The organism is Leucobacter japonicus, assembly GCF_001273855.1.
Lineage (GTDB): Bacteria > Actinomycetota > Actinomycetes > Actinomycetales > Microbacteriaceae > Leucobacter > Leucobacter japonicus.
The window spans coordinates 125,229-148,163 of the sequence record NZ_JHBX01000079.1 but is presented as its reverse complement, the minus strand read 5'-3'; the positions used below and the strand labels follow the sequence as shown (position 1 = coordinate 148,163).

Below are 22,935 nucleotides of genomic sequence, written 5' to 3'. Positions count from 1 at the left end.
CTCCCGCCTCCCGCCTCCCGCCTCCCGCCCGCGAGATAACCCGTTTCTTGCGAGGTACGGTGTGATTCACAGGTCACCTCGCGAGAAAAGGGTCACCTCGGGGGCAACTCGCGGGGTCACCTCGGGGGCACCCGCGGGCAACTCGCGGGATCACCTCAAGGTCTTGTCGCCAGGGCGGCTCGGGTCGTCGCCCCGCGAAAATCCCCCTCCAAACGACAGCACCCCCGGCCGCAGTGCGACCGGGGGTGCTGAGGAAGACGAGGTTACTTGACCGCAGCCTTGAGCTTCGAGCCAACCGACACCTTGACGCGCTTGCCAGCGGGGATGTCGATGGTCTCGCCGGTGCGGGGGTTGCGGCCGGTGCGAGCAGCGGTGGTCGCGGTCTCGAACGAGATCCAGCCGGGGATCGAAACCTTGTCGCCCGAGGCAACGGTCTCGGAAACAGCGGAGAACAGTCCGTCGATCACGCTGGAGACGGCGGCCTGGCTCTGGCCGGTCTCGGCAGCGATCTTGGCGACGAGCTCGGTCTTGTTGAGTGCCATGTTGTTTCCTTCCAAGGCGATGAACCGAAACGGTCATGCCTCTAGATCTTGGTTCTGGTACCCCTCCGAATGGAGGGTCCGATCGAATGATCGGTTCGAATCTACCCCAATTCGGCGGAATGATGCGGAACTTCGGTCGGAAATTCCCCAGGGAGATGCCATAGGGCGTCAATTTCGCCCCCAGCGGACGCCCGCCCGGCCCGCAAACGCGAAACGGCCGCGGATCCCGAAGGATCCACGGCCGTTTCTGCAAGAAGTGCTTACCAGCTCGACTTGGTGATACCGGGCAGCTCGCCACGGTGCGCCATGTCGCGGAAACGCACACGCGAGACGCCGTACTTCGTCAGCACGCCACGGGGGCGGCCGTCGATGACGTCGCGGCTGCGCACGCGCACCGGCGAAGCGTTGCGGGGCAGCTTCTGCAGGCCCACGCGAGCGGCTTCGCGGCTCTCGTCGGTCCCGTTCGGGTCCACGAGGGCCTTCTTCAGCTCAAGGCGCTTCTCCGCATAGCGGGCAACGATCGCCTGACGCTGCTTGTTCTTCGCAATCATGCTCTTCTTCGCCATGATTAACGCTCCTCTCGGAACTCGACGTGCTTGCGGATGACCGGATCGTACTTCTTGAGCACGAGGCGGTCGGGGGTGTTGCGACGGTTCTTCTTGGTCACGTAGGTGAACCCGGTGCCGGCCGTCGAACGGAGCTTGATGATCGGACGTACGTCCTTATCCTTCGCCATTAGAACTTCACCCCGCGCTTCTGCAGATCAGCGATGACCGACTCGATGCCACGGGCATCGATCAGCTTGATGCCCTTGACCGACAGGGTGAGCGTCACCTTGCGGCCGAGTGAGGGCACGAAGTAGGTCTTCTTCTGGATGTTGGGATCGAACCGACGCTTGGTGCGACGGTGCGAGTGCGAAATGTTGTGTCCGAAGCCGGGAACGGCGCCGGTCACCTGGCACACTGCTGCCATGATGTTTCCTCTCATACCGTGAGACCGGACGGCCTCACCCAAGATTTCTTGTCTGCACAAGCCTGCGTCGCGACCGGGGATCCGGTCTCGCTGCGAGAGCTCGCGCGGTCTGTGCACTGGGACGGCGCACAGCCAAAGATCGAGCTTAGCTCACGTCCGCGCGTGTCGCAAGCTCGAATCCGCGGATCGGGCGCGGGTGCGCGCCCCCGTGAACCAGGCGAGCACCGTGGCGATGCCGAGCGCCGCGACGACGATCAGCAGGATCGCCCAAACGTTCGCCTGCATCACCCAGATCAGGTAGGCCACGAGCGGTGACTCGCCGACGAGCGCACCGAGCCCGGCACCGAGACCCGCACCAACCGAGCTCTGCCGGCCCCAGTGCGAGCCGAGTGCCGCGCAGAGACCCGCGATCACGCTACCCAGCACGACTGGAACGAGCAGGTACGGGATCGCGTAGATGAGACTCCAGGGTGCGCTCACGCGCGGAATGAGCGCGAGGGCGAGCAGCACGACCGCAATGACGACGCTCAGGATCACCAACGCGAGCGCCAACGGCAGGCGTCTCATGTGCGTTCCCCTCTCGGCGGCGTAAGCTGACGACGTGTCACAGCTCCACGAGATCGACCCTACTGCTGCGAGCAGCTCAGACGCACTGATCCGCTACGTCGCGATCGGCGACAGCTTCACCGAGGGCGTCGGCGATGAGCAGCCCGATGGCAGTGTGCGCGGGTGGGCCGATCTGCTCGCGCAGGGCATCGCCGACGCCACGGGTACGGCCATCGACTACGCGAATCTCGCGATCCGCGGTCGTCTGCTCGGCCCCATTCTGGCCGAGCAGCTCGAACCGGCACTGGCGCTCGGCCCGACGATCGTCACGTTCAATGGGGGCGGCAACGACATGCTGCGCCCCCGCACCGACATCGCCTGGATCATGCGCGAGACCGAGCGCGCGCTACTGCGCATTCGCGAAGCGGGTGCCGAGCCGATTCTGCTCGCGGGGGCCAACCCGACGGCGGGCTTGCCGAGCGGTCAGCGCGTGCGGGTCAAGGGTGACGAGATGGTGCGATCCGCCAAGATTCTGGCCGAACGACTCGGGGTGCGCGTCGCCGACAACTGGAGCGATGCCGAGCTCACCGGCCGCCAGTACTGGTCGCCCGACCGCCTGCACCTCGCCCCGGTCGGGCACCACCGGGTGGCGTCGAACGTGCTGCGCGCACTGGGGTACCCGACCCCGAGCGACTGGGTGGTCACGGCCGATCCGATCCCGCGCCCAACGCGGCGGGATCAGCTGCGCTACACCCGCGAACACGTGGTGCCCTGGGTGCAGCGTCGACTCACCGGTCGTTCGAGCGGCGACGGGCGCACGGCGAAGTATGCGGAGTGGACCCGCATCGAGCCGCGCTCGACGACGCCCGACGCGGCGTAGCGCGCCTACGTCGCGAGGTACCCGCCCTCGACCGGAATCGATGCGCCGGTGATGTAGCCGGCGCCGGGCGACGCGAGGAAGCGGACGGCGGCGGCCACGTCGGCGGGCTCAGCGATCCGGCCCAGTGGAATCGCCGCGGCGACGCGCGCTGCAGCGGCATCAGGATCATCGAGCCCATCGAGCCACTCCTGATACAGCGGCGTGCGCGTCATGCCCGGGGCGACCGAGTTGACGCGGATGTTGTACGGGGCCAGGTCGACCGCAGCCGCCGTCGTGAAGGCGTGCATCGCCCCCTTGGTGGCGCTGTAAATGCCCATGGTCGGCACGCCGATGCTGGCAAGACGCGACGTGATGTTGATGATCGCGCCGCCGTCGCCCTGCGCGCGCATCTGCCGGGCGGCGGCGAGCAGCAGCTTCATCGCGGCGAACGTGTTGGTCTCGAAGAGCGCGTCGATCTCGTCGTCTGCGACCTCGAGCAGGTCTTTCGTGTGGTCGATGCCCGCATTGTTGACGAGCACATCGAGCCGACCCGCTTCGGCCACGACCCCGGCGATGAGGCGCGCCGCCGCACCCGCTTCGGTGATGTCGGCCGCGATGAATTGCACGCCGTCGCCCAGGTGCTCGGCCACCTCGGCGCCTCGCTGCTGCGAGCGGCCCGAGATCACCACCGCAAAGCCGTCCGCGCGCAGGTGCCGCGCGATCTCGATGCCGATGCCGGAGGTGGCGCCCGTGACGAGGGCGACGGGGGTGTGCGTCATGTCTACTCCTTCGAGGGGTCGCCGGCGCCGCGATCGACCCGATGCCAGCACGGTACCAGCCGGAATGCGACCACAGCGCACCGCCGCGCACGGCGTCGAGACCCGGGGCGCGTTGCGGAGTGATACGCTCCGCTCGGGCCCTCCGCACGGCGTGCCCGGCAGATGAGACGAGGAGCAGCGGTGAGTGCAGTGAGCGGAAACGGGCGGTTCGCGAACGGGGCCTCGGCGGCGCTCGCTCTTGCCGGTTTGCTGCTGGTCGCGGGCAACCTGCGCGCGGCGCTCACGTCGGTGGGGCCGATCCTCGACATGCTTGAGAGTTCGCTCGGTCTCACCTCGTTCGCGGCGTCGATGCTCATCAGCCTGCCGCTGCTGGCGTTCGCCGGCATCTCGCCCATCGTGCCGACGATCGCGGCTCGCGTCGGGCTCGAACGCCTACTCGGCGGCAGCATGGCGCTGCTCACCGTGGGCATCGTGGTGCGCTCGATCGGCGGTGTCTGGCTCTGGGTGGGCACCATTGCGCTCGGGATCGCGATCGCCGCGATCAACGTCGCCCTGCCGTCGCTGGTGAAGCGCGACTTTCCGCACCGCATCGGGCAGGTCACGGGCGCGTATTCGGTCGTGCAGTCGCTCTTCGCTGCCATCGCCGCGGGCGTCTCAGTGCCGCTCGCCGAATCGTCGGCTCTGGGCTGGAGGCTCTCGCTCGGCATCTGGGCCGGGTTCGCGCTGCTCGCGCTCGCCGTGCTCATGCCGCGCATCCTGCGCGCCGAGTCGCCAAGCGCGGCGGCGCCGAGCACCCCGATCGAGCTGCCCGGCGGCGGCACCTCGCACGATCGTTTCTCGCCGTGGCGGTCGGGCCTGGCCTGGCAGATCACCGCATTCATGGGGCTGCAGTCGATCGGGTACTACATCTTGATCACGTGGATGCCCTCAGTCGAAGCCGCGTCGGGCATCACGCCGACCGCTGCGGGGGTGCACCTACTCATCATGAACGCGGTCGCCATCATCGGCAGCACCGTCTGCTCGGCGCTGATCCCCCGGCTGCGCGATCAGGCGCTGCTGAGCGCGATTCCGGGCGTGCTGTTCATCGGCACCGCGCTCGGCCTCGCGTTCGCGCCCGCCTGGGGCGCGGTGTGGGCCGGGCTCGGGGGCCTCGCTGGCGGCATGGCGATCGTGCTGGCGCTCTCGTTCTTCGGGCTGCGCACGCACCACCATCGTCACGCGGCAGCCGTCTCGGGCATGGCGCAGGCCGTCGGGTACCTCGGCGCCGCCGTGGGCACCCCCATCATCGGCCTGCTGCACGACGTCACCGGCTCGTGGATGCCGGCTCTCTGGACGCTCGGCGTGCTCGGCGCCGCGCTCATCGGCTTCGGGCTGCAGGCCGGCCGCAACCGCTACGTGCGGTAGGGCCGCTGCGCCTCGGCCCGCGGATCGGGGTCAGTTGGGGAGGGTGCGTCGCGTGCGACACCCTCCCGAACTGACCCCGCTGCCATGCGGGCGGATGTGATCGGGCAGGCGTGACCGCACCCTTCCGGGTTTCCCGAATCATCCGGGAGGACGACCCGAATGGTACTGCGGGACGATGCCCGCGCCCGCGCGACCCGACAAGCTGAAAGGGTCGATCACGCCGCTCGGCCGCGTTCCGGGTGGCGACCTCCGAGCCGCGCGCCCGCTTCGGCGCCGCGCGGCCTCAGCCGAAAGCGTTCATGTCGTTCCTCACGCGCACCAGCCTCAAGAATCGCCTCATCGTAGGCCTGACCACCCTTGCGATCGCCGTGCTCGGCCTCGTCTCGATGGGCTCGCTCAAACAGGAGCTGATGCCGTCGATGCAGGTGCCGATGGCCTTTGTGTCTGCGCAGTCGCAGGGGCTCGCTCCTGAAGAGATGGCGAGCAGCGTCACCGAGCCGATCGAGCAGGCCGTGCGCGGGGTGCCGGGGGTGACGGGTGTGACCTCGTCGACGTCGAGCGGCGACGCCCAGATCACGGTCGAGTGGACCTTCGGCGAAGACGACGAGGAAACGCTGCGCACCATTCGCAGTGCCGCCGAGGCGCTGAAGCCGAGCTTCCCGTCGGGCACCGAGCTGCAGGTGATGTCGGGCGGCGCCGACGACATTCCCGCGATGATGTTGAGCGCCGGCACGACCGGCGATCAGGAGACCTTTGGCGACGCGCTCGCGCAGACCGTCGTGCCGGCACTGCAGGGCGTGAACGGGGTGCGCACGGTCACCCTCGCGGGCCAGGAAGCGCACCGCATCATGATCGATCTGCGCGCCGCCGACGTCACCCGGTTGAAGGTCGAGCCGTCGACCCTCGGGCCGATTCTCGAGGCCCACGGTGCCGCGCTGCCTGCCGGGCAGGCCGACTCGGCCGAGGGCCCGATCTCCATCACCGTCGGCTCGCGCCTCGCAACGCTCGAAGACATTCAAAACCTCCCTGTGCCGACCGCCGACGGCGCGGTCAAGATCTCCGATTTCGCTGACGTCTCGACCGAGGCCGTACCGGCGCAGACCATTTCGCGCGTCAACGGCAACCCCTCGCTGACGCTGCAGATCACGCCGGCTCAGGGCGCGAACGTCGTCGAAATCTCTCACGGCGTCAACGCCGAGCTCGATCGCCTCGCGCCGACGCTCGATGCCGAGTTCGTCACGATCTTCGATCAGGCGCCGTACATCGAGCAGTCGATTCACGACTTGTCGGTCGAGGGCGGGCTGGGCCTGCTGTTCGCCGTGCTCGTGATTCTCGCGTTCCTGTGGTCATGGCGATCCACCATCATCGCGGCGATCTCGATTCCGCTCTCGCTGCTCATCACGCTCATCGGGCTCTGGTGGAGCGGCAACACCCTCAACATCCTCACCCTGGGCGCGCTCACGATCGCGATTGGCCGCGTCGTCGACGACTCCATCGTGGTGATCGAGAACATCAGCCGGCGACGGGGCGACGGGCCGTTGACGGTCGAGGGCGTGGTCGCCTCGGTGCGACAGGTCGCCGGCGCGATCACCGCGTCCACACTCACCACCGTGGCGGTGTTCCTGCCGATCGCGTTCGTCTCGGGCATCGCCGGGCAGCTCTTCCGTCCCTTCGCCGTGACGGTGTCGATCGCGCTGATCGCCTCGCTCGTCGTCGCGCTCACCATCGTGCCGGTGCTCGCGTACTGGTTCTTGAACCGATCGCGGGCGGCGGATCCTCAGCCCGCCATCGAAGCCGCCCCCGACCAGGCGACCGCGCTCGCCGACACCGCAGTGCTCACCGCACCCGAGGGCGACGTCACCGCTCCTGCTGCCGTGCCGTCGGAACTCGATGAGATCCACACCGAGCCCGACCGCCTGCAGCGCACCTTCATGCCCGCGCTCAGCGCGACCCGCCGCCACCCGGTGATCACCCTCGTGGTCTCGGGCCTGCTGCTCGTCGCAACGCTCGGCATGACCGCGTTCATTCAGACCGATTTCCTCGGCTCCTCGGGCCAGGAGAGCCTGCAGCTGACGCAGACCCCGCCGAAGGAGGCTGCCGACGATCTGGTCGCCGCGGCCGAACCCGTCGAGCAAGCGCTCGGCGAGATCTCGGGAATCGCCGACGTCATGACGTCGATCCCGGTGCCGACGCCGGGCACCCCGTCGACGATCAGCTACGACCTGCAGCTCACCGATGGCGCCGATGTCGCCCAGGTGGAATCGCGGGTGCAAGATGCGCTCGATGCGCTTCCCGATGCCGGCGAGGTCGCGCTGGCCTCTCAGGATGCGTTCGTCTCGGGCGCCGGTGACGGCATCGCGCTGCAGATCCAAGGCAACGACCCCGAAGCGCTGCGCAAGGCGAGCGATCTGCTCGAAGAACGCCTCGCAGACGCAAAGGGCGTGCGCTCGATCAAGAGCGAGCTCGCCGGCGAGCAGCCGGTGATGCGCATCAAGGTGGACGAAGATCAGGCCGCACGACTCGGCTTCGACCGCGCCACCATCGCGAAGTCCGTGCAGGAGGCGCTGGCCGGCTCCACCGTCGGCACCCTGATGTACGAGGGTCAGGAGCGCGACATCGTCGTGCGCACGCCCGGCGCGACGCGCACCGCCGAGAAGCTCGGCGAGATTCTGCTGCCCGTCACGGCGCAGCAGACCGCGGCAGCTCAGAAGGCCGCTGCAGATGCGCTCGAAGCACAGGCGAAGGCGAAGGCCGAAGAAGCACAGGTCAAGGCCGAGAACGATCTGGCCACGCAGATCGCCGACGCCACGAATCAGCGCGCCGAGCTCGTCGGGCAGATCGGTGAGCTCAACGCGCAGCTCGCCGCCCTGTCAGCCGCACCCATCGTGCCCGAGACCCCGCTCAGCCCGGAGGACGAGGCCGCTGTTCAGGCGCAGATGGACCGTGCCGAGCAGCTCGCCGGGCTGCAGGGCGCGATCGAAAGCGCTCAGGCGGGCATCACCGGCATGGACGAGCAGATCGCTGCGCTGCGCGACGCGCAGAGCGAAGCGGCCACTCAGCAGGTCGAAGCCGAAGCCGCCGAGGCCGAGCAGAAGGCTGCGGCTGAGATCACCGGCACCGCGATTCCGCTCTCGGCCATCGCCACGGTCGAGGAAGAGCTGACCGCCCCGATGATCACCCGCGCCGACGGCGAGCGCCAGGTCACGCTGACGGTGACGCCGCAAGACGGCCAGCTGGCCGTCGCCAGCCTCTCCATCGATGAAGCGATCGCAGACACCGATCTGCCGGCCGGCGTCACGTTCGAACAGGGCGGCGCTTCCGCCGAACAAGATGAGGCGTTCGGCCAGCTCGGACTCGCCATGCTCGGCGCGATCATGCTCGTGCTGCTCGTCATGGTGGCGACGTTCCGCAGCTTCCGCGGGCCCCTCGTGCTGCTCATCTCGATCCCGTTCGCAGCAACCGGGGCGATCCTCGGCCTGCTCATCACCGGCACCCCGCTCGGTCTTCCGGCCCTCATCGGTCTGCTGATGCTCATCGGCATCGTCGTCACCAACGCGATCGTGCTCATGGACCTCATCAACCGTCTTCGCGAGGCCGGCGCCGGGCTCGACGAGGCCGTGGAGCACGGCACACGCCTCCGCTTGCGTCCCATCCTCATGACGGCCGCGGCGACGGTGTTCGCGCTGATTCCGATGTCGCTCGGCCTGACCGGCGGTGGCGTATTCATCTCGAAGCCACTGGCGATCGTGGTGATCGGCGGACTCATCTCGTCGACGCTGCTGACGCTCATCCTCGTGCCGATTCTCTACACGCTCATCGAGCGCCGCCGGGAGCGCAAGCTCGCCAAGCGGGCCGAGCGCCGCGCACGTCGAGAAGCGCAGCGCGCGGAGCGCCGTGCCGACGACGCCGGGGCTCCGGCCGAGGCACGCGAAGCGCAGCTGTCGTTTGCCGCCGATCGCCGGTCGGCGAAGTTGGAGGCACGTGCGGCGAAGGCCGCGGAACGCGCGGAACGACGCGACGCGAAGGCGGCAAAGCGCGAAGCGCGGGCTGCCGCTCGGGCGGAGCGGCGTGCCGCGAAGGGTGGCGGGGCGACTGCGGACGAGGGGCCGGAAGCTCCTGGCGCCTCAGATGCGCCGGACGCCCCGCAGCCGCCGACGCAGTAGGCCGATACCGCCCCCACACCCACATGTGAGCGGGGTCACTTTTGGAGGGTGCGCACAGCGCGACACACTCCGAAAGTGACCCCGCTCCGCCGTATCTGGCCTGCAAGTCAGCCCGTCAGCCCGCGTACCCGCACCTGCACACCTCGGAGCGGAGATTCACCCATTTGCGGACTGAATGGGGCGTTTCGGTCCGCAGAACAGTGAATCTCCGCTATTTCGGGCGCCTGGGCGGGAGGTGCGGCACCGGGCACGTACCGTGTGAGCGAGCCAACGGGCAATCGCCCCCTCCGCGCATTGACACCACAGGGACGAGCGGCGGCGGATCACCCAGCCGCTTTGAGCCCCGACCCCGTCAGGAGCACCACGGTGGTCTCGTCGGGGCGGATCGCCCCACGATCGAGCAGCACCTCGAGCGCGGCAGCAGCCGTCGCACTGGTCGGCTCGACATAGAGCCCGCGCGCCGCGAGCCCGGCGTGCGCGTTGCGGATCCCAGCCTCAGGAACCGCCACCGTGCCTCCGCCGCTCTCACGCAGCGCCTCGAGCATGGGCATGAGGCGCAGCGGGCGGGCGATCGCCGTTCCCTCGGCGATCGTCGGCATGACCGGGCGGGCGGTCGCCGCTTGAAACGCCGCCGCTCGCGCGGCTGCAGCACCGGGAGCCGGTTTCACGTGGAACGCCGCGTCGACGGGCGAGCAGTGCAGGGGTTGCGCGGCGTACAGTCGCGGCAAGCGATCGATCATCCCGGCTCGCAGCAGCTCGCGAAACCCGAACGCGCACCCCAGCAGACTGCTGCCCGCGCCGACCGGCATCACCACGGCGTCGGGAGCCCGAAACCCGAGGTCCTCCCACATCTCGTAGGCGAGCGTCTTCGTTCCCTCAAGAAAGAACGGCTGCCAGTTGTGGCTCGCGTACCAGCCATCGCCGCGCTCAGCCGCGCCAATCGCCGCACTCTGCGACGCTTCGCGGGGCCCGTCGACGAGTTCAATTCGGGCCCCATATGCGCGCGCCTGCACGAGCTTCGCGGGCGAGGTCGACGCCGGCGCGAAGACGGTCACATCAAGTCCACCTGCGGCACCATACGCGGCGATCGAGGCGCCCCCGTTACCCGAGCTGTCTTCGATCACCGACGTCGCTCCCTGTTGCCGCAGCACGGAGAGCATCACGCTCGCCCCGCGATCCTTGAAGCTCCCAGTCGGCGACGCCCATTCGAGCTTGCACAGCGGTCGGGCACCGTGCCACTCGGTCGGCACCAGCGGTGTGCGCCCTTCGCCGAGTGAGATCGGGTCGGGCACGTCAATCGCGAAGGCGGCGCGGTACCGCCACAGTCCGGGCGATCCGGCATCGATATCTGCAGCCGTGATGCCGGCTCCCGGTGCCAGCAGCAGCGGATCACCGGCGTTCGAACGCCACCGCCCCGGCTCGATCGCCACGCGCGCACCGGAGATCGGGTCGACATACGCGGCGTCAATGCTCATGCAGCGCAGCCTAGCAACGCGGCGCTCCCACCACTCTGATCACGATCGGGGTAAGTTGCGGTGGGTGTGCGGCCACACATGGGCGGCAACACACGTCGAAAGTTACCCCGATCGCACCCAGTGCAGCGGCGCAGCGAGCGCGGCAACACAGCGACGCGGCAGCGGCCCGGCAGCGCCGCCCCGCCGCGTCACGCCGTCGGCGGGCGAGGTGCGTCCGGGCCTGGTCCGCCGCCAACGCCGCCCGCACCACCGGCGGCGCCAATCTCGCCACCGACCGCTGCGGCAACGGCGGCGCGCTTCGCCGCCGGAGCCGGCTTGCCGCTGCGCATCGCGGCCATCCGCCCGGCCCGACGCCCGAGCCATGAGACGGTGAGGTTGATGGCGAGGTAGATCACGACGGCCACGACCCAGAAGGTGAAGAGGTAGCGGTTGCCGTAGAAGGTCGATGCCTGCTTCACCGTCGAGGCGAGCTCGGAGTAAGCCACGATGTAGCCGAGCGAGGTGTCTTTCAGCAGCACGACGAGCTGGGCGATGATGATCGGCAGCATCTGCGTGAACGCCTGCGGAAATTCGATGAGCAGGCGCGTGCGCACCGGGGTCAACCCGATCGAGAGGCCGGCTTCGCGCTGCCCCTTGTTCAGCGCGACGATGCCGGCACGCAGTGCCTCGCCGATGATCGCACCGTTGTAGATGATGAGTGCGATGACCACGGCCCAGAAGGCGCCGGTCGAGGCGACGAGCAAGATGAACAGCATCATCAGTAGCACGGGCATGCCGCGGAAGAACTCGAGCAGCACCGTCACGGGCACGCGCACCAGCGCCGACGATGCGAGGCGCCCGAAGGCGAACAGCATGCCGAGCAGCACGGCACCGACCATGGCGACGGCGGCGGCGCGCAGCGTATTCAGCACACCGCGGCCGATGAATTGCCACACCTCGCCGTAGGCCAGCACGTCCCAGCGCGAGCCGTCGAACATACCCGGCGTCTCGTTGCCGTTGACCGCGATCTGCGGCTGCGCGAGGCGCCAGGCGACCCAGCCGAGCAGTCCGACGAGGGCGATCACGCCGACGATTGAGATGATGCGGGATCGCACCCGCGCTTTGGGGCCGGGGGCGTCGTAGAGAACTGTCGCGGTACTCATCGCAGCACCCGCACCTTCTTCTCGATCTGCCCGGCGATGAGACCGAGCGGAATGGTAATCAGGAGGTAGAAGCAGGCGACGCCGACGAGAATCGGGATCACCGCCTGTCCGTTGCTGTTGGTCAGCTGTCGGGCGGTCGCGAAGAGCTCGACCACGAAGAACCCGCCGGCCACCGAGGTGTTCTTGGTGAGGGCGATGAACACGTTGATGAGCGGTGGCACGACCATGCGCAACGCCTGCGGCAGCACGATCAGCGAGAGCGTCTGCCCGAAGCCGAGGCCAATGGAACGGGCGGCCTCGGCCTGCCCGACCGGCACACCATTGATGCCGCTGCGCAGCGCCTCGGCGACGAACGGGGAGGTGTAGATGGCGAGGCCGATCGACGCGAGGATCGCATACGGCGGCTTGTCCGGCACGATCAGCGGCAGCACGAACACCATGAACAGCAGCAGCAGGGTGAGCGGAATGTTGCGGATCAGCTCGGTGTAGACCGTGGCGAATGCGCGCAGCGAGGCGACGGGGCAGATGCGCATGACGGCCACGATGAGGCCGATGAGCAGCGCCCCCAGGCCGCCGAACAGCAGCAGCCTCAGGGTCATCAAGAATCCGGCGAGGATGTCGCCGGCGTTCGCGATCAGCACTTCCACGGGCTGAATCCCTTCTGCGGAGCGGCTCCCGGGGGCGGCGTGCGCCGCCCCCGGGCCAACTCATTACTGACTGGACGCGAGTGCCGTACCGGCATCGCGAGGTGACCGTGAGCGATCAGTAGTTGTCGATCTTCGGCGGCTCGGGCGTCGAGAGCACCTTGCCGGCGGTCTTCTCCCAGGCGGCGGCCCAGTCGCCATCATCGAATGACTCTTGGAGGGTGTCGTTGATGAAGCCGCGGAAGTCGTCGTCACCCTTCTTCAGCCCGATGCCGTAGGGCTCCTCGGTGAAGGGATTGTCGACGACCTCGAACTCGCCCTGATTCTGGTCGGCGAGGCCCGCGAGAATCACGTTGTCCGTGGAGACGGCGACGACCTCACCCGAGCGCAAGGGCTCGAGGCAGTTCGAGTAGGTGTCGGTGGCGAGCACGTCGACGCCTTCCTTCTTGAGGTTCTCTTCCGAGGTCGAGCCGGTGACTGAGCAGACCTTCTTGCCCTTGACGTCGTCGATGCCCGTGATGCCGTCGGGGTTGCCCGAGAGCACGAGCAGGTCTTGACCGGCGATGTAGTACGGGCCGCCGAAGTCGATGACCTGCTTGCGGTCGTCGTTGATCGTGTACGTGGCGACGACGATGTCGACCTCGCCCTTCTCGATGAACGGCTCGCGGTTGGCAGAGACCGCTTCCTTCCACGTGATCTGGTCTTCGGTGAGGCCGAGCTTCGCGGCGATGATCTTGCCGATCTCGACGTCGAAGCCCTCGGGCTTGTTCGTGGTCGGGTTCATGAGGCCGAAGAGCGGCTGGTCGTACTTCGTGCCGATGGTGATCTTGCCGGCGTCGTGGAGTTTCGCCATCGTCGTGCCCGCATCGAAGTTGACGTCTTCGGCGGCTGCCGGTGCCGAGGTGTCTCCCCCGGCGTCGTTCGGCGATCCCGAAGCGCACGCCGTGAGGGCGAGAGCTCCGGCGGCCGCGATGACTGCTGCGTACTTGGCGAATCGCATGATTCCTGCTTTCTCTGCGTTGAGTCTGGTTCGAGGGAATGGTGCGTCAGTGCCCGAGGATCTTCGACAGGAAGTCCTTGGCGCGCGACGTCGTGGGGTCGGTGAAGAACTGCTCGGGCGTCGCCTCCTCGACGATCTGCCCGTCGGCCATGAACACGATGCGATCGGCGGCCCGCCGTGCGAATCCCATCTCGTGCGTCACCGCGACCATGGTCATGCCGTCGTTGGCGAGACCGATCATCACGTCGAGCACCTCGTTGATCATCTCGGGGTCGAGTGCCGACGTCGGTTCGTCGAGCAGGATCAACTTGGGGTCCATCGCCAGAGACCGAGCGATGGCGACGCGCTGCTGCTGCCCGCCCGAGAGCTGAGACGGGAGCTTCTGCGCTTGATTCGCGATGCCCACGCGTTCGAGCAGCGCCATCGCTTTCTCCTCCGCCGCCTTCCGTGAGAGACCGCGAACCTTCATCGGCCCGAGGGTCACGTTCTGCAGGATCGTCTTGTGCGCGAAGAGGTTGAACTGCTGAAACACCATGCCCACGTCGGCTCGCAGCGTCGCGAGGTCGCGGCCCTCCTCGGGCAGCGGTTCGCCGTCGATGGTGATCGTGCCCGAGTCGATGGTTTCGAGCCGGTTGATCGCGCGGCAGAGCGTCGATTTCCCCGATCCCGAGGGCCCGAGCACCACGACGACCTCACCGCGGCCGACTTGCGTATTGATGTTGTTGAGCACGTGCAGATCGCCGTAGTGCTTGTTGACTTCGTTGATGATGACGAGTGGTTCTCGATCGTCGCGGACCACTCTGACCGCTGTCGTCTCTCCCATGCGGTGATCGTACAAAGAGAGCTGAGTCGCGCGAAAGGTCTTGTGCTCGCTGCACAAAGCCGACTAGGGTTTTGCAAAACTCCTGATGAAGCTGGGGAACGGACGGGACGGCGTGGGGAAGCGTCGACTCGCCGCTAGAGCTGTGCCTGCGGCAGGGTCAATCGTTACCAAGCCGTCACCGAGCTGGCGCGAATCGCGGCTTGAGGGCGCGAAATGCGACGCACAACAGGAACACGGCGGTGAGCGCCAGGCCGACTGACCCCCCGGCGGCGACCGAGAATTCGCGCGAGATCCAGAGGCCCGCGAGGCTCCCCGCGATGCCGAGCACTGCCGAGAGCACCGGAATCCATTCGACGCGGTCGGTGAGCACGCGCGCGGCCGCCGCCGGCGCGATGAGTACGGCGACGCCGAGGATCGCGCCCACCGCAGGCATCGCCACGACCACTGCGGCGGCGATGATGCCGGTGACGATGAGTTCGACCTGCCAGGTGCGGAAGCCCGAGGCCACGTATCCGACGGGGTCGAAGGTGTGGAAGAGGATACGCCGGCCGTAGACGGCCGCGAGCACGAGCGACACCGCGAGCACCGCGGCGGTCGAGGTCACGTCGGAGACGCTGACGCCCAGCGGCGATCCGACCAGCAGCGCCTCGACGGGCACCCCGAGGCCGGGGTTGAGCGCCAAGAGCAGCGTGCCGAGCGCGAACCCGAACGACAGCACCACTCCGCTCGTGACCTGGCGCCCCTGACCGGGGATCTTCGCGAGCAGGGTCATCGCGAGCACGAGTACGAGCGCGAAGAGCGCCTGGCCGATAAGCAGGTTCCAGCCGAGCAGCGCGAACACCACACCGCCCGGGAACGTTGCGTGGCTCAGCGCGACCGCGAAGAACGAACGACGGCGCAGCACGATGAGGGTGCCCGCGACCCCGGAGAGGAGGCCGAGCAGCGCAAGCTCGAGCGAGGCGAGCGCGAAGTAGCTCATGCGCGCACCGGCTTCCGCACCGCGCCGATGCCCCAGCGCACGAGCGCGGCGAGCACGTACGCGGCGACGAGCAGCAGCACGACGACCGCGCCCGGTGAGACCGTTGCACCGCCCGTAATCGACCACTCGAACGAGATCCAGAGGCCGGCAACCCCGACGACGAGCGGCAGCAGCACGGCGATCGGAATGAGCAGCGCGAAGCGACGCGTCAGCAGGCGCGCGGCCGCCATGGGCACGGTGAGCAGCGCGATCACCATGAGCACACCGAGGGCCTGCACCCCGGCGACGACGAGCAGGGCGACCGCGACGCCCAGCGTGAGGTCGGCGCGCAGCAGCCGGAAGCCCGCTGCCTCAGCACCGGCCGCGTCGAACGAGCGGAACAGCTGCGCGCGCCAGGTCATCCCGACGATCGCGACGGCGACGAGGGCAATGATGAGGATCTGCCAGAGCTGCGTCTCGGTCACCGTGAGCAGGCGGCCGAAGAGCAGCTCTTGCAGCTGCGCCACGTAGCCTTCCTGGCGGGAGACGAGCACGACACCGAGGCTGAACAGCCCGGTGAGCACGACCGCGATCGCGGCGTCGGCGCCGACTCCGCCGCGGTGTTCGATGACGGTGAAGAGCACGGCGGCGAGGATCGCAGCGACCACGGCACCCGGCAGCAGCAAGGCGGTGCCCCCGATCATCGAGCCGACGACCAGGCCGGGGAACACGGAGTGGACGAGACCGTCGCTCACGAATTCGAGCTCGCGAAAGCTGATGAACAGGCCGACGATGCCGGCCGCGACCGCCAGGATGCCGACGGTGACCAGCGCACGCCACATGAACGGCAGGGCAAAGATGTCGAACGGGCTGGACTGCGCGAGGTGGATGGCCGACACCAGATCGACCGGCATCACTCGGTCTCCCGCGTCGTGGTCACCGTGTGCTGATCGAGTTCGACGGTCGTGTCTTGGAACGCGTGCTGCACGGCATCGAGGGTGAGGGCATCGGCGACCGAGCCGAACGCGGCGGGGTGCCCGGGCTGGTTGGGATGGTGTCCGCTCGCGAGCAGCAGCGCGTGGGTGCACGCCTCCTGCGCGATCTCGAGGTCGTGCGTCGACACGATGATGGTGCGCCCCTCGGCCCGCAGTTCGCGCACGAGCTGCAGCAGCACGTCGCGGTTCTCGCGGTCGAGGCCATTGAACGGCTCGTCGAGCAGCAGCAACCGAGGGTCGGAGACGAGCGCACGGGCCAGGATGCCGCGCTGCTGCTGCCCGCCAGAGAGTTCGCCAAAGCGTCGAGACGCGAATGCGCCGAGGCCGACCCGTTCCATCGCGTCGACGACGGCAGCGCGCCCCTCGCGACCGATCGGACGCAGCGCGCCTCGGGAGCGGTACAACCCCATCGTCACGACCTGGCGCAGCGTGATGGGCAGGGTGGCGTCGCGGGTATCCGCCTGCGGCAGCGAGCCGATGTGTCGGCGGGCGCGATCCGGAGCCTCACCGAGCACTTGCACGGTGCCGGCCGTGCGATCAGCAAGCCCCAGAATGCCGCGCAGCAGCGTCGACTTGCCCGAGCCGTTCGGCCCGATCAGCGCGACCGCTGCCCCCGTCGGCACGTCAAGCGTGAGTCCCTCGACCCGTGCGACGCCGTCGTACCCGAACGCCGCATCGGCCAGTGCAAGCGCGACGCCGCGCCCGGTGAGGGGCGCGGCGTCGGTCGCTGCGGGCACTGCGCAGTGCTGCGGGTCGTGCTCGGGGGTCATCCCTGCAGACTATCGGGCGCGGCGTCAGCCTTCACGCCCCAGGCATCGAGAATCGTCTGGGTGTTGTGCACGGTCGCACCGATGTACGTGGCACCGTCGCTGTCGGGGGCACCGAGGGAGTCTGTGTAGAGCGTCTCGGCATCGATGACCTGCACGCCCGCCTCGGCGGCGATGGCCTCGGCGAGCTTCGGGCTCATCGACGACTCGACGAAGACTGCCTTGACCTTGTTCTCCTTGATCGAGGCGACGAGCGCATCGATGTCGGCGGCGCTCGGCTCGGCGTTGTCTTCGAAGCTGGGCAGGATCGACCCGGCGAACGTGATGCCGTACTCGTTGAGGTAGTAGCGCATCGAGTCGTGGCCGCTCACGAACTGGCGCTCGGCAGCGGGTACGCGATCCACCTCGGTCGCGACCCAGGTGTCGAGGTCGGCGAGCTTGCCGGTGTATTCCGTTGCACGCTGCTGGTAGTCGCTCGCGTGATCGGGGTCAGCCTGCTCAAGGCCCTTCGCGATCTCGTTCACCATGCCCTCGGCGAACTTCGGCGAGGTCCAGATGTGCGGGTTCAGGTCGCCGGGCGCTTCGGCGTGATCGTGCTCTTCTTCGGCGTGATCGTGATCGTGCGCATCTTCGGATTCGGCCGCGTGATCGTGGCCCTCCTCCTCTTCGTCGTGGTCGTCGACGAAGCCGCCGCCCGCGATCGTGATCTGCTTCGCCTCGTCGAGGTCGATGCCGTCGGCCGCGGTGATGATGGTGCCGTCGAAGCCCGACGCCTTGACGGCGTCGTCGACGAACCCCTCGAGGCCGGCGCCGTTGACGACGAGCACATCGGCTTCACCGAGTGCGAGCAGGTCAGCCGGGCTCGGGTCGAAGTGGTGCGCCGAGGCGTTGGGAGCGAGCAGCCCGGTGAGTTCGATGTCATCGCCGCCGACCTCGCCGGTGAAGTCGGTGAGCTGCGTCGTGGTTGCGACGACCTTCAGGCCTCCGCCGCTGTCCCCAGAATCCGCGGTGGCACCGCCGCTGCACGCGGTGAGGGCGAGCAGTGAAGCGAGTGCCGCGCTGGCGAGCAGAACGGGCTTGAGGGGACGTGAGTAACGAGTCATGACACACTTTCTAAATGAGAACGAGTATCACTATACACTCACTCTGGCGTCGCGTTGCCTCGTGATCGCATCCGCGCCGCGACCACCGCGGCGCCTCCGAGCAGTAGGAGCGTCATCGCAAGCGCAGCGGGAACGAATGCGTCGTTTGCGTCGCCCGTGGCCGCAAGGCGCTGATTCGCGGTGGCCGCTCCACCCGCCGGGGCCGCGGGTGTCACAACGGTGGTCGGCGGCGCGCCCTCAGCGCCCGCTTCCGACGGCTTCGTCGGTTCGACGGGGTCAACCGGGTCGACGGGATCAACAGGATCCACCGGCACCGCCGCCACGGCGAGCACCACGGCCTGCGACGTCGAGGTCGCGAACACCGAGTTGCCGGAGTACCGCGCCGTGATGTCGTAACTGCCCTCGGGGAGCGAAGCGATCGCGAGCGTTGCCACGCCCGATTCGATCGGCGCGCTGCCCAATGACTCGCCATTCGCGAAGAACTCGACTGATCCCGTCAACTCGGCCGGAGCGACCGACGCGCTCATCTGCACCGTCTCGCCGACCTTCGTGCTGACGCGATCGAGCGACAACGTCACCGTCGCGACCCGCTGCTGCACCGCTACGGTGGTGTCAGCCGAACGCGAACCGTTCACACCCGCGTTGCCGGAGTACTCAACGGCGAGCACATGCTCGCCAACCGGAAGCTGCACGCCAGGCAGTTCGGCGCGGCCATCGCTCGAGACGGTCACCTCACCCAGCAGCTCCTCGCCCGCCCAGAACCGCGCAGTACCGCCGAGGTCGTCGACGGAGGCTTCGGTCGCTACGGTGGCCGTCAGGTCGATCGTCTCATCGATGAAAACTTCTTCGCTCGAGGCGTCGAGCGCCACCGAGGAAGTAGCCGTGTTGTACGTGATCGTGATGTGACCATTGCCACTGCGCACGCCACTCTCGAAGACCGTGCCGGCGGGGCCGTAGCCCGATCCACCGCCACCGGCGGTGCCCCACACCACCAGGTAGCCCGGCCCACCGCCGGCACCGCCGTAGAACCCACCGCCGCCACCGCCGCTTCCGGGCGATTGCGGGTCTGACGAAGTGGTGTCGCGCCCGTTGCCGCCGATGCCGAGCATGCCGCTCCCGCCACCGTTCTGATCGCCGCCTGCGCCGTCGCCCGCAATGCTCACGACACCGGCGCCACCGACCAACCCACCTCCGGCACCGCCGACAAAATTGCCGTACTGCGAGTTGGTCACCGCAACGGCCCCGCCCCCGCCGCCGGCGACGAGCACCCGATGTTCCAGACCCTCGCCACCCACACGCACGTCGCTCGCGCCGCCACCGCTCGCATTGGAGCAGCCCTGGCTCGACGTGCGACCGCCGCCGTTGAATCCACCGGCGACGCCGCCGGGCTCGCACAGCACGTTCGGGAGCCCCACGCCGCCGACCGTGACGTTGAGCACATCACCCGGCTGCACCGGCAGCACCGAGGTTGCCCGGCCTCCCAGCCCGCCGTTCATGCCGGTCCACTGCGCAGCGTCTCCTCCCGCGGCACCGAACACGTCAGCGGTCACCGACGTGACGCCAGTCGGCACAGTCCACTGTTCCGTCGCGCCGGTGAACGCGAATTCGCAGGTGGCGATGCCAGCGTCGACTGTGCACGCGGCGTCTGCCTGGGCCGGTGCGGCAACCAGCACCGGCAGCCCCAAGGTCATGACGGCCACTGCCAACAGGGTCGCCCCGAGTTTCACACGCATACTCGAGAGCTTAAGTTCCCTGCGGCCGGGTGCCGAGCGATCAGCAGAGAACTGCGTAGCCGAACACGAACAAACAGGTACTTACCGCGTTGACGGCACGACCAGGTGCACAGCGTTGCCCCACGGATCCCAGGCCGTGAGCACGTCGCCGCTGCGCTGAGAGGAGTAGCCGGCGCTTGCGAGGCGATCCTCCACCGCATCAATTGCAGCGGCATCGGGCAGCGACACCGTGAACCCCGCGAGCCCGGTCGCGTTGGTGCGCGTCTCAGTGCCCTCACTCTGCCACACGTTCGTGGCGAGATGATGGTGGTAACCGCCAGCCGAGTAGAAGAGGGCGCCGTCATCCCGGGCCGTCACAGCGAATCCGAGCGCGCCGGCGTAGAAGTCTTCGGCCTGCTGCAGGTCGCCGACCTTCAGATGCACGTGCCCCACTGTTGCCGCGTCGGGCGTCGCCTCTGCGATTGCACTCACATCGGTGCCGAGATGCTCAGTGATGAACTGGTTGGGGTCGAGCACGTCCGACCCCATCTGCACCTCGCCGTCCTTCCACTGCCACTCGTCCCGCGGCCGGTCGACATACAGTTCGAGGCCGTTGCCCTCGGGGTCGAGGAAGTAGAACGCCTGGCTCACAGCGTGATCGGCCGAGCCTTGGAACGTATCGGGGGCGTTGGTCGCGACCTGCAGAATCGTTGCGGCGAGCGCGGGCGCATCGGGGTACAGAATCGCCGTGTGGTAGAGCCCGGGGTCGGTCAATGTCGACCCAGCCTCTCCCGAATCCTCTAAGGTGAGGCGCAGGATCGGCTCATCGAGCCCGAGCACCACGCTGCTGCCGGTTGCGCCTGCGTCAGCGTCATCCGCCCCGTCGATTACCCGCAGGCCGACGGCGTCGACGTAGTACTGCTGCACTTTCTCGAGGTCGTGCACGGCGATCTCGACCACACCCATGTGCGTCTCGTCGGGCAGCGCCGCCGTCGGCTGCGCGTCGCTCTCTGCGCTCGCCGACTGCGCGATCGCGATCCAGGTGATCGCACCGGCCGCAATCAGTACGACGGCGACGATGAGCGTGATGAGCAGGGGCTTGCGAGAGCGGGCTGCAGAAGTGGCCATATCAAGTGGCAACTCTCGCCCATCGACGCGCATTCCTGGGAAAGTGCGGGGACGTCCCCCGTGCAAGCACGGGGGACGGGACGCTACGGCATCACGAGAACCGCTTTCACCGCCTTGCCACTTTGGGTGTCGGCGATCGCCTGATCGATCTGGTCGAACGCGTACTGGGTGATGAGCTGATCGAAGGGGAACTTCCCGGCTGCGTGCAGCGCCAGCATTTCAGGGATGAAGGTCTGGGGCACCGCGTCACCCTCGATGGCGCCGACGAGCGTCTTACCTGAACCGGAGACGAGCCCCAACGGAATCTCGACGCCAGGCTTCGGCACGCCCACAACCGCGATTTTCGCGCCGAAGGCGGTCGCACCCACGAGCTGTTCGATGACCGCGGGCACCGCGGTCGTGTCGACCGCGAAGTCGGCCCCAATGCCCCCGGTGATCTGCTGCACGATCTCGGCGGTGTTTTCCGTACGACTGTCGATCGTGTGGGTGGCGCCGAGGCGCTTCGCGAATTCGAGGCGCTCGGGCAAGATATCGACCGCGATAATGGTGGTCGCCCCAGCGACGACGGCACCCATGATCGCGGAGAGCCCCACCGCGCCGGTACCCGCGACGACCACCGAGGCGCCGGCCGGCACCTCAAGCGAGTTCAGCACCGTGCCCGCGCCGGTCTGCACTCCGCAGCCGAGAGGGCCGACGAGCTCGACGGGTGCGTCATCAGGAAGCTTGACCGCGTTGCGGGCATCGACGATTGCGTGCGTCGCAAACGACGACTGGCCGAAGAATGACCCGCGCACGACTGAGCCGTCAGCATCGGTGAGCGTCGTCGTTCCGTCCGCGCGCACTCCCGCGATGTTCAGCGCCATGAAGTTGAGGCAGTACGCGGCCTTACCGGTGACGCAGTTGCGGCAATGCCCGCACGACGCGAACGAGACTGCCACACGGTCGCCGACGGAGAGCCCGGTCACCCCGTCGCCCACCGATTCGACGATGCCGGCACCCTCATGTCCGAGCACGATCGGCAGCGCTGCGGGGATGTGGCCGTGCTGCACCGCAAGGTCTGTATGGCACAGTCCGGTCGCAACGATCTTCACCAGAATCTCGGAGGGCCGGATGTCGTCGAGGGTCACGTCCTCGAACACAAAGGGTCCGTCCACCTCGTGCAGTACCGCGGCGCGAGCGTTCGTAGTCATCAGGGTTTCCTTCCTGGGAGCCTCGGCTCCGGGGCACCCAGGCCTGATCGTATACCCGCATCGGGAGCTCTCGGCGAAGCCTTGGAGCACTCACAGGGAGTAACTTCGACAGACCGCAAAGCTCCCGAACCGGGCTCATCCGCGGGAGTCGTTCCCGCATCCACCGCCTAGGCTCGACGCATGCGTCTCCCGAACTCCCCCGCGCCCGGCATCGACATCCGTCTGCTGCAGCGCGACGACGCCGAAGAGCTCGCCCGCGCGTATGTGCGCAATCGCGACCACTTGGCTCCTTGGGAGCCCGCGAGGTCTGACGAGTTCTTCACCGCGGCCTGGCAACAGGCAGACATCGGCCAGCGCATCGCGGCCAGCGAAGCCGGCACCGCGTTCAGTTTCGGCCTCTTCTCGTCAGGGGAGGTCGTGGGCCGGTTCAATCTGGCTGGTGTGGTTCATGGCCCGTTCGAAAGCGCCGGGCTGGGCTACTGGGTCGACCAACGCTGGGAAGGGCGCGGGCTCGCCACGGCCACCGTGCGTGCACTGCTCGATTGGGCCCGCACGGAGCTCGGTTTGCATCGCGTGGAAGCCAGCACGCTGATGCACAATCTCGGCTCGCAGCGGGTGCTCGCGAAAGCCGGGTTCGAGCAGATCGGCTACGCACCGAAGTACCTGAACATCGCGGGGGCGTGGCAGGATCACCATCTCTATCAGGTGCTGCTGCACTGAGCGGGTGCGCCGC

General features: G+C 68.0%; 22 protein-coding genes. 4 read left to right on the top strand and 18 right to left on the bottom strand.

Annotated elements, in window-relative coordinates; translation table 11 throughout:
• Positions 1–263: 263 nt before the first annotated feature.
• The 5 genes from AMS67_RS03425 to AMS67_RS03405 all read right to left on the bottom strand — a co-directional run bounded on the left by AMS67_RS03425 (position 264) and on the right by AMS67_RS03405 (position 2,081).
• Entirely contained in the window at positions 264–542 is a 279-nt protein-coding gene (locus tag AMS67_RS03425; protein WP_053351518.1) for an HU family DNA-binding protein, read from the bottom strand.
• 260 nt (positions 543–802) lie between these two features.
• Positions 803–1,108, bottom strand: coding sequence for a 30S ribosomal protein S14 (rpsN, locus tag AMS67_RS03420; protein WP_025134217.1), 306 nt, complete (start codon positions 1,106–1,108; stop codon positions 803–805).
• A gap of 2 nt (positions 1,109–1,110) precedes the next feature.
• Positions 1,111–1,278, bottom strand: a complete 168-nt coding sequence (gene rpmG, locus AMS67_RS03415; protein ID WP_017884003.1) for a 50S ribosomal protein L33 — start codon at positions 1,276–1,278, stop codon at positions 1,111–1,113.
• Complete coding sequence (gene rpmB, locus AMS67_RS03410) at positions 1,278–1,514, bottom strand: 50S ribosomal protein L28 (RefSeq protein ID WP_053351517.1); 237 nt, start codon at positions 1,512–1,514, stop codon at positions 1,278–1,280. The genes rpmG and rpmB overlap by 1 nt, the downstream gene beginning before the upstream one ends.
• Positions 1,515–1,664: 150 nt before the next feature.
• Positions 1,665–2,081, bottom strand: a complete 417-nt coding sequence (locus tag AMS67_RS03405) for a hypothetical protein (protein ID WP_156316514.1) — start codon at positions 2,079–2,081, stop codon at positions 1,665–1,667.
• 34 nt (positions 2,082–2,115) lie between these two features.
• Between AMS67_RS03405 and AMS67_RS03400 the strand changes: the two genes are divergently transcribed.
• Entirely contained in the window at positions 2,116–2,940 is an 825-nt protein-coding gene (locus AMS67_RS03400) for an SGNH/GDSL hydrolase family protein (protein ID WP_241487975.1), read from the top strand.
• Positions 2,941–2,945: 5 nt separating this feature from the next.
• Here the strand turns inward: AMS67_RS03400 and AMS67_RS03395 are convergent, their stop codons facing one another.
• Entirely contained in the window at positions 2,946–3,698 is a 753-nt protein-coding gene (locus tag AMS67_RS03395) for an SDR family NAD(P)-dependent oxidoreductase (protein WP_075201206.1), read from the bottom strand.
• A 180-nt stretch (positions 3,699–3,878) separates the two neighbouring features.
• On the opposite strand from AMS67_RS03395, the gene AMS67_RS03390 reads away from it, so the two are divergent.
• Together AMS67_RS03390 and AMS67_RS03385 are read left to right on the top strand one after the other, a co-directional pair.
• A complete protein-coding gene (locus AMS67_RS03390; RefSeq protein ID WP_053386100.1) occupies positions 3,879–5,102 on the top strand; it encodes an MFS transporter in 1,224 nt (407 codons plus the stop codon).
• 299 nt (positions 5,103–5,401) lie between these two features.
• A complete protein-coding gene (locus tag AMS67_RS03385; RefSeq protein WP_241487974.1) occupies positions 5,402–9,265 on the top strand; it encodes an efflux RND transporter permease subunit in 3,864 nt (1,287 codons plus the stop codon).
• 323 nt (positions 9,266–9,588) lie between these two features.
• Here AMS67_RS03385 and AMS67_RS03380 read toward each other — a convergent pair whose 3' ends face one another.
• From AMS67_RS03380 to AMS67_RS03325, 12 genes are all read right to left on the bottom strand, one after another.
• Positions 9,589–10,740, bottom strand: a complete 1,152-nt coding sequence (locus AMS67_RS03380; RefSeq protein WP_053386099.1) for a threonine synthase — start codon at positions 10,738–10,740, stop codon at positions 9,589–9,591.
• A gap of 188 nt (positions 10,741–10,928) precedes the next feature.
• Positions 10,929–11,882: an amino acid ABC transporter permease gene (locus AMS67_RS03375; RefSeq protein WP_082305254.1), complete on the bottom strand. Its 954-nt coding sequence runs from the start codon at positions 11,880–11,882 to the stop codon at positions 10,929–10,931.
• The gene (locus AMS67_RS03370; protein ID WP_053351514.1) at positions 11,879–12,529 is read right to left on the bottom strand and encodes an amino acid ABC transporter permease; all 651 of its coding nucleotides are present in this window, start codon (positions 12,527–12,529) and stop codon (positions 11,879–11,881) included. The genes AMS67_RS03375 and AMS67_RS03370 overlap by 4 nt, the downstream gene beginning before the upstream one ends.
• Positions 12,530–12,644: 115 nt before the next feature.
• Positions 12,645–13,526, bottom strand: coding sequence for a glutamate ABC transporter substrate-binding protein (locus tag AMS67_RS03365; protein ID WP_053386098.1), 882 nt, complete (start codon positions 13,524–13,526; stop codon positions 12,645–12,647).
• 46 nt (positions 13,527–13,572) lie between these two features.
• Positions 13,573–14,349, bottom strand: coding sequence for an amino acid ABC transporter ATP-binding protein (locus AMS67_RS03360; protein ID WP_053386097.1), 777 nt, complete (start codon positions 14,347–14,349; stop codon positions 13,573–13,575).
• Between the two features lie 175 nt (positions 14,350–14,524).
• Positions 14,525–15,328, bottom strand: coding sequence for a metal ABC transporter permease (locus AMS67_RS03355; RefSeq protein ID WP_053386096.1), 804 nt, complete (start codon positions 15,326–15,328; stop codon positions 14,525–14,527).
• Positions 15,325–16,221: a metal ABC transporter permease gene (locus AMS67_RS03350; RefSeq protein ID WP_053386095.1), complete on the bottom strand. Its 897-nt coding sequence runs from the start codon at positions 16,219–16,221 to the stop codon at positions 15,325–15,327. The genes AMS67_RS03355 and AMS67_RS03350 overlap by 4 nt, the downstream gene beginning before the upstream one ends.
• On the bottom strand, positions 16,221–17,072 hold the full coding sequence (locus AMS67_RS03345) for a metal ABC transporter ATP-binding protein (protein ID WP_053386094.1): 852 nt from the start codon (positions 17,070–17,072) through the stop codon (positions 16,221–16,223). Before AMS67_RS03345 ends, AMS67_RS03350 begins: the two co-directional genes overlap by 1 nt.
• Positions 17,069–18,172, bottom strand: coding sequence for a metal ABC transporter substrate-binding protein (locus tag AMS67_RS03340; protein ID WP_053386093.1), 1,104 nt, complete (start codon positions 18,170–18,172; stop codon positions 17,069–17,071). The genes AMS67_RS03345 and AMS67_RS03340 overlap by 4 nt, the downstream gene beginning before the upstream one ends.
• 38 nt (positions 18,173–18,210) lie before the next feature.
• Entirely contained in the window at positions 18,211–19,905 is a 1,695-nt protein-coding gene (locus tag AMS67_RS03335; protein ID WP_053386092.1) for an Ig-like domain-containing protein, read from the bottom strand.
• A gap of 81 nt (positions 19,906–19,986) precedes the next feature.
• Entirely contained in the window at positions 19,987–21,012 is a 1,026-nt protein-coding gene (locus tag AMS67_RS03330) for a VOC family protein (protein WP_053386091.1), read from the bottom strand.
• A gap of 83 nt (positions 21,013–21,095) precedes the next feature.
• A complete protein-coding gene (locus AMS67_RS03325) occupies positions 21,096–22,202 on the bottom strand; it encodes an NAD(P)-dependent alcohol dehydrogenase (RefSeq protein ID WP_053386090.1) in 1,107 nt (368 codons plus the stop codon).
• A gap of 180 nt (positions 22,203–22,382) precedes the next feature.
• Between AMS67_RS03325 and AMS67_RS03320 the strand changes: the two genes are divergently transcribed.
• Positions 22,383–22,922 carry a GNAT family N-acetyltransferase gene (locus AMS67_RS03320; RefSeq protein ID WP_053386089.1) on the top strand — a complete coding sequence of 180 codons (540 nt, stop codon included), beginning with the start codon at positions 22,383–22,385 and terminating at the stop codon, positions 22,920–22,922.
• Positions 22,923–22,935 lie beyond the last annotated feature (13 nt).